Source organism: Microbulbifer hydrolyticus, from assembly GCF_009931115.1.
Taxonomy (GTDB): Bacteria; Pseudomonadota; Gammaproteobacteria; order Pseudomonadales; family Cellvibrionaceae; genus Microbulbifer; species Microbulbifer hydrolyticus.
Genome location: NZ_CP047491.1, coordinates 3,930,763 through 3,943,743 on the forward strand (window position 1 = coordinate 3,930,763; position 12,981 = coordinate 3,943,743).

Below are 12,981 nucleotides of genomic sequence, written 5' to 3' on the forward strand. Positions count from 1 at the left end.
GGGGTGCCGCCACCGCCACCGAACTACAACCAATGGGACCACAACACCCAAATGCACCCGAAACTGTTTATCTTCCTGCAATACATCACTCCCCAGCACCTGCTCTCCAGAGCCGCCGGGTGGCTTGCCGAAACCCGCATCGGCGGCATCAAGAATCCATTTACCAAGTGGTTCGTCGAAAAATACAAGGTCGACATGGATGAAGCCCTCGAAGAGGACTACACCGCCTACACCTGTTTCAACGACTTCTTCACTCGCGCACTCAAGGAAGGCGCGCGCCCCATTGTCGAGGGTGAAAGCACCATTGCCGGCTGCGCCGACGGCGCCATCAGCCAACTGGGCGAAATCCACAACGGTCGAATCTTCCAGGCCAAGGGCCAGGATTACAGCCTGCTCGAACTGGTCGGTGGCGATCCCGAAGTTGCCGCGCAGTTCACCGGTGGCAAGTTCGCAACCGTCTACCTGTCCCCCAAAGATTATCACCGCGTACATATGCCTTTGGATGGCGTACTGCAGCGCATGATCTACGTTCCCGGCGAGTTGTTCTCGGTGAACACCACCACAGCCGAAAACGTACCGCGCCTGTTCGCGCGCAACGAACGCCTCGTCTGCATCTTCGACACCGCCGCCGGCCCCATGGCCATGATTCTGGTCGGCGCCATGATCGTAGCCGCCATCGAAACCGTCTGGGCCGGTCAGGTAGCCCCCGTAAAGCGCCAGATTCGCACTACCCGCTATGACGAGCAGAAACCCATCGCGCTGAAGAAAGGCGAAGAAATGGGCCGCTTCAAACTCGGCTCCACTGTCGTGCTGCTGTTTGGTGCCGACCGGGTAAACTGGCTCGAAGAACTCGCCGCGGAAACACCGGTGAAAGTGGGTGAGCATTTCGGGGACCTGATTTAACCCTGTAGCCACCTCCATCAGGTGCATGGGCGGGCTAGACACCCGGTAGACGTTTGCGAAACACACCGCGGACCCTTGCACGGGGGTCTTCCGCGAGGCCCCTCTCGCGGAAAGTCGCGGAAAGTATCGCAAGCCTCTATCAGGCATCGCCCCGCATCAGCTATTTCATCGCATTGATCCAGCCATTAGGCAATCCCACCTCCATGCCGCCAGTACCAGACTTTATCCGCAGCAACCCAAAGCTCGCTTTTTTCGCGTTACTCGCCATCGCCGCCTCCGGCTTCGGCCAGACGTTTTTTATCGCCATTTTTGGCGGTGCGCTGCGCGAGGCGTTCAACCTGAGCAACAGCTGGTACGGCGCCAGCTACAGTGCTGCGACGCTGTTGTCGGCTTTCGTGCTGCTCGGTGCGGGTACATTGATCGACCGCTGGCCACTGCGACGGGTCGCCACCCTCGGTGTGCTTTTGCTGAGCGCCGGCTGCATCACCCTCGCCAGTGCGCAAAGCGCCTGGATGCTGCTGCCGGGATTTTTCCTGCTGCGCTTTGCCGGTCAGGGTTTCATGACCCATATGGGCATGACCACAGCAGGACGCCACTTCACTGCCAACCGGGGAAAGGTCATCGCCCTCGCCGCACTGGGGTTCCCCATCGCGGAGGCTCTGTTGCCCACCGGTGGCTCACTGATGATCGAAAGCAGCGGCTGGCGCAGTGTGTGGATGGTGTCAGCGGCGGTTTTAATCCTCGCAGTGCTACCCGCGCTGCTGTGGCTCGCCGGGAACACCGGTAATGATCCCGCAAAAAATGGACCGGCAACGTCCGCTGGTGAAGGCGATTACACCCGCTCACAGGTGCTGCGGGACCGGGGGTTTTATTATCTGTTGCCCGCCACGCTGATGACGCCTTTTGTGGTTACGGCCATTTTGTTTCACCAGGGCGCGATTGCCGATGAACGGGGCTGGTCGATGGCGGTACTTGCCGGGGCCTTTGGTGGCTATGCTGCCGGGCACCTGCTCGCACTGCTTTTTGCCGGCGGGCTGGTGGACCGCTTCGGAGCTCAGCGCAGCTTGCCCATGGCACTGATACCAATGATCGCGGCGCTGGTCTTGCTCGCGCTTTGCCAGGCTCCCTGGGTGCCCTATGTGTACCTGGCGCTGGTAGGCATATCCCAGGCCGGTACCGGCACCGCTGGCAGTGCACTGTGGCCAGAGCGCTATGGCAGCACACATCTCGGTGCCATCCGCTCGGTCTCCCAGGCGAGCATGGTTTTTTCCACCGCTGCCTCACCGCTACTGCTGGGGTTTCTTCTCGATCGGGGAATGGATGTGCATGGTATCGGGTTGCTACTGGCAGGACTGATCCTCGTGGCGAGCCTGCTAGCGACACTGGCACCATTGACTGCCAGGCAGAGGCCATAGACCTTAAGGTCGAGGAATCCGCCGGGAAAAGGAGAGGTGGAGAATTAACGGCTGGGGATAAACCGCGCAATAAACGCCGGCAGGCGTTGCTCGTAGAGATACTGATCGCGCACCTTGGCCACGCTAATTTGCGGGTAGCGGCTCGGGTCCAGATCCTGGGTTATGGTGATCAAACCCACTTCGGCGAGGGATTTTTTGCCCTTGTCCACGATCGCCTGTTTGCGATCGTCGTCCGCGGCCATATCAAACAGCCGCGGCTTTTCCAGCAATGTTTTATTCCGGTCCGTGACCAGCATAACTTTCGGCTTCAGGCGGCGCTTGTGGCTTTGCTCCACCACCACGGCAATTTCACCGGTGGATAACTCGACCTGGGTACCCGTCGGGTAGAGACCAATGGACTGGATAAACTCCACCACCAGCTGCTCCTGAAACGCGGAATTGCGCAGTTCATACAGCTGACCCACCGCTCTTGATGGCGGCAGCGGGAACTCCACACCGCGAGGGTTGGTGGCTTCGTCGTAGAAAGTGACGATCCCACACATACGAGCGAGCACCGGGATCTGCCCTCCGCGCAGGCCGCGCGGATAACCACTACCGTCGTGCTGCTCCTTATGGCACTGAACGATAGTGAGTACCTGGGGGTCTACATTGGGGTCGGCAGACAGCAGCTTTACGCTGTAATCCACAAACTTGCGATACTCCAGCTCCTCGCGCGGGTCACGTTTCTCCGCTTTCAGCACCGTGTCAGCAAGAAACAGCTTGCCCACATCTTTCAGCAATGTGGCGATACCCAGCTGCACCAGCTCCTGACGACGCAGGCCGATATGGCGCCCAAACACCACCGCCCACACACTGGCACGCACCGAGTGGCTATAGGTGTGCTCGTCCTTTTCCCGCACCCGGGCAAGCCAGGAAAACGCATCGGGGCTACGCAGCACGCTGTCGACCATCTGCGTAACGGTCTGGCTGACCTGCGCAGTAGGCAAGGGACGGTCCGTCTTGAGCTGGACCATAACCTCCTGCATTCCCTGGATAATGCGGTCGTGAAGCTGCCTGGCTTTCGCCGCTTCTTTGCGCACCGGCTCTGGGGGGGCGTAACTGTCGTGCTTGACCTGCACCGGCTTGCAATTGATGGCGACGGGTATCCGGCGCGGAGTCCCCCGGGAAGGAGCTACATTAGAACCGGAAGCTGCGCTGGCGTCGCGTGTGAGCTTGCGCAGCTTGACACCCACGTCACCAACCGTCTTGACCACGTCCACATAGACATAGCGACAGTATTTCTGCAGCTGACGGATTTCTTCCAGGTCACGGATATAGAAACCCTGGAGGGCAAACGGGGTACGCGTCCACGGGCGATCCAGCCGGGACACAAACATGCCCCGCTGTAGGTCTTCAACGAATACTTTCGCCTGTTGGAGTGCCACTTGATAGTTGTCGCGTAATTCTTGTTCTAGGTAGTGATTGGCGCCAGCCGGTACACAACTTTACTGGCGTACGTGCCCGCCGGGAATGGGAAGTCCCAAAACGGTGCAAATTGTCACACAAGTCTACTCGCTAGTAGACATAATAATTGTGATGCAGATCACGGAAAATGAGTCAGTGATTACTCACCGACTAAATTCATTCCTGATCACTGGTGATATTGAGGCGACAGTTCCACAACCGCGTCAAACATGGCACCAGCGTGGGCCGGGTCGACCTTGGGGGTTACCCCATGGCCGAGGTTGAAGATGTGCCCGGTACCACTTCCAAATCCGGCCAATACAGCAGCCACTTCCTCGCGGATACGCTCCGGATTCGCCAGCAGGATCGACGGGTCCATATTGCCCTGCAGGGCTACCCGGTCCCCCACCCGTGCGCGCGCCTGCGCAATGTCGGTGGTCCAGTCCAGTCCCAGCGCGGTCGCCCCGGTGTCCGCCATCGCTTCCAGCCACTGGCCGCCACCCTTGGTAAACAGGATCACAGGTACCTGGCGCCCGTCCTGCTCTTTGATCAACCCCTGCACGATACGGGCCATGTAGTTTAAAGAGAATTCGCGATAGGCACTGTGACTCAGCGCGCCACCCCAGGTATCGAAAATCTGCACGGCCTGTGCGCCGGCACGAATCTGGGCATTGAGATAGTCGATCACAGAATCCGCCAGCACGGTAAGCAGCTGGTGCATGTCCCGAGGGCGGTTGTAGAGCATCTCTTTGGCACGGGCGAAGTCCCGGCTGGAGCCACCTTCGATCATGTAGGTGGCCAGGGTCCAGGGGCTGCCGGAGAAGCCGATCAACGGCACTCGGCCGTTCAGCTCGCGGCGGATGGTGGTCACCGCATCGGTGACGTAACTGAGGTCCTTTGCGGTGTTCACCACTTCCAGCGCGGCGATTTCAGCACTGGTACGCACGGGCTTTTTGAATTTCGGGCCCTCGCCCTCTTCAAAATACAGCCCAAGCCCCATGGCGTCGGGGATCGTGAGAATGTCAGAGAAGAGGATGGCGGCATCCAACGGGTAGCGTTCCAGCGGCTGCAGGGTCACTTCGCAGGCCAGTTCGGTGTTACGGCACAGATCCATAAAACTGCCGGCCTTGGCGCGGGTGGCGCGGTACTCAGGCAGGTAGCGGCCGGCCTGACGCATCATCCACATGGGTGTGCGGTCGACGGGCTGACGCAGCAGGGCGCGAAGGAAACGATCGTTTTGCAGGGGGGCGAACTGGGTATCGGACATGATCACAAGGGCTGGATAAATGGCCGGCCATTGTACTCTCGAGGTCTCGATTAGGACAGGGACTCGCCTGACTGGGGATTTATGCGAGCGATTGGGGCGGGCTATCGGAACCGGCGACCCCAGTGGCCCCACTTGGAAAGCCCGAGGCGGCTCTGCTACCGGGTGGTTGTACGCGGGACACGCCGTGAACCCATCCCTGGGGGCTCGGCTGCGGCCGTCCTGGCCGCAGACGGTCCCGCGTACAACCACCCGGTATCAAAGCCTTAACTTCAGGCTGGCGAGCTACTTGAGATTATGGAGAAATTCGCTCGCAGCTCTGGCTGAGCCCTGAAACTCGAAGAGAAGGTGCTGATGCCGATACAAACTTGCCAGACCTTCCGCGAGAGGGACCTCGCGGAAGAGCCCCCAGGGATGGGTTTACGGCGTGTCTGGCAAGTTTGTATCGGCAGCAGTACCGCCACCTAAGCAGCTAGCGGTACCACAGAGGAAAAGAAAAACTGCGAAGCTAATTAGACCTCGAGGAAGTCGAGGATTCCCTCAGCAGCCTGACGCCCTTCCCAGATAGCGGTAACTACAAGGTCAGAACCCCGCACCATATCGCCACCGGCAAAGACTTTTTCGTTGGAAGTCTGGAACTTGTATTCCTGCTTCTCGGCAGCAACCACTCCGCCCCAGTCGGCCACTTCGATATTGTGGTCACCGAACCACTCCGCCGGGCTCGGACGGAAGCCGAAGGCGACCAGAACGATATCCGCGGGAATGATCTCCTCGGAACCGGGAACCACTTCCGGGCGGCGGCGGCCGTTCTCGTCGGGCTCGCCCAGTTTGGTGGTCACCACCTTCACGCCTTCCACCTTGCCGTCACCGACGATCTCAACCGGCTGGCGGTTGAACAGGAAGCGCACACCCTCTTCCTTCGCATTCGCCACCTCGCGGCGGGAACCGGGCATGTTTTCCTCATCGCGGCGGTAGGCACAGGTCACGCGCTTGGCGCCCTGACGAATGGAGGTACGGTTACAGTCCATCGCGGTGTCACCACCACCCAGAACCACCACACGCTTGTCCTCCACCGAAATGAAGTCTTCCGGGCTCTTCTCAAAGCCCAGATTGCGGTTCACGTTGGCCACCAGGAACGGCAGCGCATCGTATACACCGGGCAAGTCTTCACCGGGGAAGCCGCCTTTCATGTAGTTGTAGGTACCCATCGCCAGGAACACCGCATCGTAATCGGCCATCAGCTGGTCGAAGGTGATGTCCTTGCCGATCTCGGTTTCCAGACAGAACTCGACACCCATCTCGGTGAAGATCGCGCGACGCTGCTGCATCACGGATTTTTCCAGCTTGAACTCCGGAATACCAAAGGTCAGCAGGCCACCGATTTCCGGGTACTTGTCGAAAACCACCGGCTGTACACCATTGCGTACCAGCACGTCCGCACAGGCGAGGCCCGCGGGGCCGGCACCCACCACCGCCACACGCTTGTCGGTTTTGGTCACGTGACTCATATCCGGGCGCCAGCCCAGCGCAAAAGCGGTATCGGTAATGTATTTTTCCGCATTTCCGATGGTCACCGCACCGAAGCCGTCATTGAGGGTACAGGCCCCTTCACACAGACGGTCCTGCGGGCACACACGGCCACACACTTCCGGCAGGGAGTTGGTCTGGTGACTCAGCTCCGCCGCTTCCATGATGTTGCCTTCGCTGATCAGGCGCAGCCAGTTCGGGATGTAATTGTGTACCGGGCATTTCCATTCGCAGTATGGGTTGCCACAGTCCAGGCAGCGGTGCGCCTGGCTGGCCACCTGCCTCTCGGAGTATGGCTGGTAGATCTCCACGAACTGGTTGGTGCGCGTGATGATGTCTTTCTTTGCGGGTTCCACTCGGCCCACGTCGACAAACTGGAAATCGTTGTTGAGACGCTGTGACATAAGTAAATATCCCCCTTATTCGCCGCGCTTGCGTACATCGGACAGCAGGCCGGCGAGGCTGGCCGCCTTCGGCTTGACCAACCAGAATTTGTTGAGGTAATCGTCGAAGTTATCCAACAACTCCTCACCCCAGGCACTGCCGGTCTCGGCCACGAACTCTTCAATGACTTCGCGCAGGTGACTCTGGTATTCCTCCACTGCCTCACTGCTGATGCGGCGCAGTTCGATCAGCTCGTGGTTGCACTTGTCGAAGAAATCGCGGTCCATATCCAGCACGTAGGCAAAGCCGCCAGTCATACCGGCACCGAAATTCACCCCGGTTTTGCCCAAGACCGCAATCATGCCGCCGGTCATGTACTCGCAGCAGTGGTCGCCCGTACCTTCGACCACCGCAAAGGCACCGGAGTTACGTACGCCAAAGCGTTCGCCGGCGCCACCGGACGCAAACAGTTTGCCGCCGGTTGCGCCGTACAGGCAGGTGTTACCAACAATGCTGGTTTCCTGAGAGGCAAATTCACTGCCTTTCGGTGGACGGATTACCAGCTTGCCGCCGGCCATGCCCTTGCCCACATAGTCGTTGGCATCACCTTCCAGATACATCTCCAGGCCACCGGCGTTCCACACGCCGAAGGACTGACCGGCAACGCCAGTGAGACGCAGCTTGATCGGAGCGTCGACCATACCCTGGTTGCCGTGACGCTTGGCGATTTCACCAGAAAGGCGTGCGCCGATGGAGCGGTCGCAGTTGGTCAGCTTGAAGCTGAATTCACCACCGGCCAGGTTTTCAATCGCTGGCAGGGTTTCTTCCACCATGCGCTCGGCCAGCAAGCCCTTGTCCCAGGGCTCGTTTTTGGCCTGCTGACAGGTCTGCGGTTTGCTGTCGAGCAGCGCATCGGTGTGCAGCAGCGGTGACAGGTCCAGAGTCTTCTGCTTGGCCGTCTTGCCCTCAATGGCTTCCAGCAGGTCTACACGACCAACCAGTTCATCGAGCGTGCGAATGCCGAGGCCCGCCATCCATTCGCGCACTTCTTCTGCCACGAACCTGAAGAAGTTCATCGCCATTTCCACGGTACCGATGTAATGCTCGTCCCGCAGATCCTTGTTCTGGGTGGCGACGCCGGTAGCGCAGTTGTTCAGGTGACAGATACGCAGGTACTTACAACCCAGGGCCACCATCGGCGCAGTGCCAAAGCCGAAACTCTCCGCACCGAGGATAGCCGCCTTGATCACATCGAGACCACTCTTGAGGCCGCCGTCGGTCTGCACGCGGACCTTATCGCGCAAGTCATTGGCACGCAGGGTCTGGTGGGTTTCCGCCAGGCCCAGCTCCCACGGGGAGCCCGCGTAGCGAATGGACGTGATCGGACTCGCGGCAGTACCGCCGTCGTAACCGGAAATGGTAATCAGGTCTGCGTAGGCCTTGGCCACCCCGGCGGCGATGGTGCCGACACCGGGGCGGGATACCAGCTTCACCGATACCAGCGCATTCGGGTTGACCTGCTTGAGGTCGTAGATGAGCTGCGCCAGATCCTCGATGGAGTAAATATCGTGGTGCGGCGGCGGCGAGATCAGCGTCACGCCGGGCACCGAATAACGCAGGCGCGCGATCAGCTCATTGACCTTGCCGCCGGGCAGCTGGCCGCCCTCACCGGGCTTGGCCCCCTGGGCCACCTTGATCTGCAGTACTTCCGCATTGACCAGGTAGTGCGGGGTCACGCCGAAACGGCCCGAGGCGATCTGCTTGATCTTGGAAACCTTGTCGGTGCCAAAGCGCACCGGATCCTCACCGCCCTCACCGCTGTTGGAACGACCGCCGAGACGGTTCATGGCCTGGGCCAGCGCCTCGTGCGCTTCCGGCGACAGGGCACCGAGAGACATTGCCGCAGAATCGAAGCGGCGCAGGATATTTTCCACCGGCTCGACGTCATCGAGCGGAATCGGCTGTACATCTTTTTTCAGCGACAGCAGGTCGCGCAGGGTTGCTACAGGGCGCTGGTTAATCAACGCGGCGTAGTCGCGCCAGGCTCCGTAGTCACCCGAGCGGACGGCCTCCTGCAGCGCCTTGACCACATCCGGGTTGAACGCGTGGTATTCCTCGCCGTACACAAATTTGTGCAGACCGCCCGGGGAAACCTTCTTGCGCGGCTTCCACGCCAGCTGCGCGCGCGCGCGCATGTCGTCTTCCAGCTCGGCAAAACCGGCGCCCAGTACCCGCGCGGGGGCTTCCGGGAAGCACAGGTCAATCACATCCTGGGACAGGCCCACCAGTTCGTACAACAGTGCACCACGGTAAGAGGCAATGGTGGAGATCCCCATCTTCGACAGGATCTTCAGCAGGCCCTTGATGATACCGTTGCGGTAGTTCTTCTGAGCAGTAGCCGCATCCAGCAACAGCTCACCGGTTTCGATCAGGTGATTGATGATGCTGTAGGAAAAATACGGGTGCACCGCAGTGGCGCCGACGCCAATCAGGCACGCCAGCTGGTGCGAATCCCGCGCGGTTGCGGTATCGACGACGATGTTGGAATCGCACCGCAGCCCGGTGTGGACCAGGTGGTGGTGCACCGCACCGGTAGCGAGTAGCGCGTCGATTGGCAGCTTGCCTGAATCGATATCGCGGTCTGAAAGTACCACGATCACGGTGCCGTCGTTGCGCACCGCATCCGCCACATCACTGCACAGCTTTTCGATCGCACTCTTGAGATCCAGCTGTGCCGGGTCGTAGTTGAGGTCGAAAACCTTCGCGGTAAATTCTTCGCGCCCCAGGTCCAGTAGCGCGGTGTACTTCATGTGCGACAGCACAGGGGAAGACAGGATTACCCGGTCGGCATGGTCGACAGTTTCCTCGAATACCGATTTTTCACGACCCAGGCAGGTTTCCAGGGACATGACGATGGTTTCCCGCAGCGGATCGATCGGCGGGTTGGTGACCTGCGCAAACTGCTGGCGGAAATAGTCGTAGAGGCAGCGGTTACCTTCAGACAGCACCGCCATTGGCGTGTCGTCACCCATGGAGCCAACCGCTTCCTGGCCGGATTCCGCCAGCGGGCGCAACACCTGGTCACGCTCTTCCAGGGAGGAACTGAACAGCTTCTGGTAAACCTTGAACTGCTCCATGGAGAAATTGTTGTCGACCGGCGCAGTCACCAGGGTGGAGCGGATACGGCGAGCCTTTTCCTTCATCCACTTCTTGTATGGCTGGGTCTGCTTGAGCTCGTTGTCGACATCCGCAGTGTGGCGGAGCTCGCCCTTCAAGGTATCCACAGACAGAATCTGGCCCGGACCGAGACGGCCCTTGGCAACCACATCCGCGGGATCGTACTGGTAAGTACCCACTTCCGACGCAACGGTAATGAAGTCGTCCTTGGTGATCACCCAGCGGGACGGGCGCAGGCCATTGCGGTCGAGCGTACATACCGCGTAGCGACCGTCGGTCAGCACCAGGCCGGCAGGGCCGTCCCAGGGCTCCATATGCATGGAGTTGTATTCGTAAAAGGCGCGCAGGTCCGAGTCCATGGTGTCCACGTTCTGCCAGGCCGGCGGTACCAGCATACGGATCGCGCGGTGCATGTTGATGCCGCCCACCGTCAGGAGCTCAAGCATGTTGTCGAGACTGGAGGAGTCGGAACCGACACGGTTGACCAGTGGCTTCAGGTCGGAGAGTTCCGGCACAAGATCAGTGATGAACTTGTTGGTGCGCGCAACAGACCAGTTGCGGTTGCCGGTGATGGTGTTGATTTCGCCGTTGTGCGCCAGCATGCGGAACGGCTGCGCCAGAGGCCAGCGCGGCATGGTATTGGTGGAGAAGCGCTGGTGGAACACACAGATCGCGGTTTCCAGGCTCGGGTCGGCCAGGTCCGGGAAGAACTTTGGCAGGTCCGCGGGCATCATCAGGCCCTTGTAAGACACCACCGCAGTGGAGAGGCTGGCAATGTAGGTGTCTGCTGTCAGCTGCTGTTCGGCCTTGCGACGAGCGACAAACAGACGCGCGTTGAACTGCGCCTGCTCATAGGCTGCTTCCGCGTTGTTGATCAGCAGGTGCTCAAAGCGGGGCAGAGACTCCCGCGCAATAGGGCCCAGGCACTCTTCGTTAGTGGGCACAACGCGCCAGCCAGCGACCTGAAGCCCCTGCTCCTGAAGCGCATTTTTCAGAATTTCGCGCGCCTTCGCAGCTTCTGCCTCATCCAGCGGCAACATGATGGAGCCAACGGCATAGAGGTCGCTCAGTTCACTGCCGAAGGTGTCTTTCGCCACCGCACGCAGAAAGCGGTCCGGCTTTTGCAGCAACAGGCCACAGCCATCCCCGGTTTTGCCATCGGCGGCAATACCTCCGCGGTGAGTCATGCAAGTCAGCGATTCAATCGCCGTCTGTAACAACTTATGGCTGGTCTCGCCCTTCAGATGGGCGATCAGACCAAAACCACAGTTATCTTTGAACTCATCCAATCGATACAGACCGCTACCCATAGAATTCCTCAAAGTGTTATCGGTACCCATACGTCCTGATGCATCACATTTGACCGGTCGCGATGAATTCGCAGTGAATCGCAGTGCCTTTATTGCAGTAAATCGCAGCAAAAGAACCGCAGTGACAATCAGTGCACAGCCCACAGACTGTGCCGGGGGGTATATTTATCTACTTTCGAGCCAAAGGTGCCGCAGATTCCACTGACATTTCAGTGGCCCAATGACAAAAAAAGCCCGCATGAGGGGCTTGGGTGTTGCTCGCTTTGTGCGAGCCTGCGTTTCTTGTTATCAGCTCATTTCCCCGGCTTTCACCGAGGGGGCGCGCAATATTACTCGTGCCCCCCTGCAATTGCAAGATTCACCAGTTTTTTTCGCTGTTCGCGATAGCTTTAACCGATTTATCTTCTTTTCGTTACCGCTTGCGTTAAAGAATCCTCAGCATCGTTGTCTGCCCAACGCTTCATCACCCTGCACCGCAGGCACGCAACGCGTCCATCAGCTGGTCTTTGGGGGTATCGGCGACAATCTGTGCATCTCCAAGCGCACGGAGCAGCACAAGACGCAATTTGCCGTCCTGCACCTTTTTATCCACAGACATTGCCTGCAAATAGTCGTCCACAGTCATACCTTCAGGGGATTGTTGCGGAAGATTGGCTTTACTTAGCAGCGCGCGTAAGCGCTCCACGTCCCGAGCAGAAATCCAACCGCGGCGGCAGGAAAGTTCGGCCGCCATGACCATACCTGCAGCCACCGCTTCGCCGTGCAGCCAGTTACCGTAACCCTGTACGGCCTCGATGGCATGCCCGAAGGTGTGGCCAAAGTTGAGAATGGCGCGCCGGCCAGATTCTCGTTCATCTTCGGCAACCACCGCTGCCTTGTCGGCACAACTGCGGTCGATCGCATAGGCAAGCGCATCCGGATCCCGTGACAGCAGTGCGTCCATATTGGCTTCGAGCCACTCAAAAAATGGGGCGTCACAGATCATTCCGTACTTGATCACCTCAGCGATACCCGCGGAAAGTTCACGATCCGGCAGAGTCGTTAGCGTTTCAATATCAATCAGTACCAGCTGCGGCTGGTAGAAAGCGCCAATCATATTTTTGCCCAGCGGGTGGTTCACACCGGTTTTACCACCGACTGACGAATCCACCTGGGAAAGCAGCGTGGTCGGCACCTGCACGAAGTCGACGCCTCGCTGATAACAGGCGGCGGCAAAGCCGCTCATATCACCGATCACCCCGCCGCCCAGCGCCACAATCGTGGTACTGCGGTCATGGCGCTTTTCCAACAGGGTATCGAATACGCGGTTGACGGTATCCAGCGTTTTGAAAGCCTCACCATCGGGCAGCTGCACCGTGTCTATCTTGGCAAAGCCGCTCAGCGCCGCGAGCACCGTTTCGAGGTACAGCGGGGCTATCGTCTCGTTGGTGACAATAAGCACCTGTTTGCCGCGAATACATTGCTCAAAATAGCGGGGATCTTTCAGCAGGCCGGAACCAATCAGAATTGGATAGCTGCGGTCACCCAGATCGACGTGAAGACTGTGCATGGCTACTCC

General features: G+C 59.3%; 7 protein-coding genes. 2 read left to right on the forward strand and 5 right to left on the reverse strand.

Going from position 1 to position 12,981, the window contains the following annotated elements:
• The first annotated feature begins 51 nt into the window (after positions 1-51).
• On the forward strand, positions 52-903 hold the full coding sequence (asd, locus tag GTQ55_RS16540) for an archaetidylserine decarboxylase (protein WP_161859720.1): 852 nt from the start codon (positions 52-54) through the stop codon (positions 901-903).
• Between the two features lie 203 nt (positions 904-1,106).
• Positions 1,107-2,318, forward strand: a complete 1,212-nt coding sequence (locus tag GTQ55_RS16545) for an MFS transporter (protein WP_161859721.1) — start codon at positions 1,107-1,109, stop codon at positions 2,316-2,318.
• Positions 2,319-2,362: 44 nt separating this feature from the next.
• Here the strand turns inward: GTQ55_RS16545 and GTQ55_RS16550 are convergent, their stop codons facing one another.
• The 5 genes from GTQ55_RS16550 to aroB form a co-directional block, all read right to left on the reverse strand.
• Positions 2,363-3,742: a cyclic di-GMP phosphodiesterase gene (locus tag GTQ55_RS16550; RefSeq protein ID WP_161859722.1), complete on the reverse strand. Its 1,380-nt coding sequence runs from the start codon at positions 3,740-3,742 to the stop codon at positions 2,363-2,365.
• Positions 3,743-3,948: 206 nt separating this feature from the next.
• Positions 3,949-5,028, reverse strand: coding sequence for a uroporphyrinogen decarboxylase (gene hemE, locus GTQ55_RS16555; RefSeq protein WP_161859723.1), 1,080 nt, complete (start codon positions 5,026-5,028; stop codon positions 3,949-3,951).
• Between the two features lie 509 nt (positions 5,029-5,537).
• Entirely contained in the window at positions 5,538-6,956 is a 1,419-nt protein-coding gene (locus GTQ55_RS16560) for an FAD-dependent oxidoreductase (RefSeq protein ID WP_161859724.1), read from the reverse strand.
• A 15-nt stretch (positions 6,957-6,971) separates the two neighbouring features.
• A complete protein-coding gene (gltB, locus tag GTQ55_RS16565) occupies positions 6,972-11,423 on the reverse strand; it encodes a glutamate synthase large subunit (protein WP_161859725.1) in 4,452 nt (1,483 codons plus the stop codon).
• Between the two features lie 463 nt (positions 11,424-11,886).
• On the reverse strand, positions 11,887-12,972 hold the full coding sequence (aroB, locus tag GTQ55_RS16570; RefSeq protein WP_161859726.1) for a 3-dehydroquinate synthase: 1,086 nt from the start codon (positions 12,970-12,972) through the stop codon (positions 11,887-11,889).
• Between the last annotated feature and the right edge of the window lie 9 nt (positions 12,973-12,981).

Bases quoted from the DNA above. Each gene is read 5' to 3' on its own strand.
- GTQ55_RS16545 (WP_161859721.1), top strand. From the start codon at position 1,107: ATGCCGCCAGTACCAGACTTTATCCGCAGCAACCCAAAGCTCGCTTTT.
- GTQ55_RS16560 (WP_161859724.1), bottom strand. From the start codon at position 6,956: ATGTCACAGCGTCTCAACAACGATTTCCAGTTTGTCGACGTGGGCCGA.
- hemE (WP_161859723.1), bottom strand. From the start codon at position 5,028: ATGTCCGATACCCAGTTCGCCCCCCTGCAAAACGATCGTTTCCTTCGC.
- gltB (WP_161859725.1), bottom strand. From the start codon at position 11,423: ATGGGTAGCGGTCTGTATCGATTGGATGAGTTCAAAGATAACTGTGGT.
- asd (WP_161859720.1), top strand. From the start codon at position 52: ATGCACCCGAAACTGTTTATCTTCCTGCAATACATCACTCCCCAGCAC.
- aroB (WP_161859726.1), bottom strand. From the start codon at position 12,972: ATGCACAGTCTTCACGTCGATCTGGGTGACCGCAGCTATCCAATTCTG.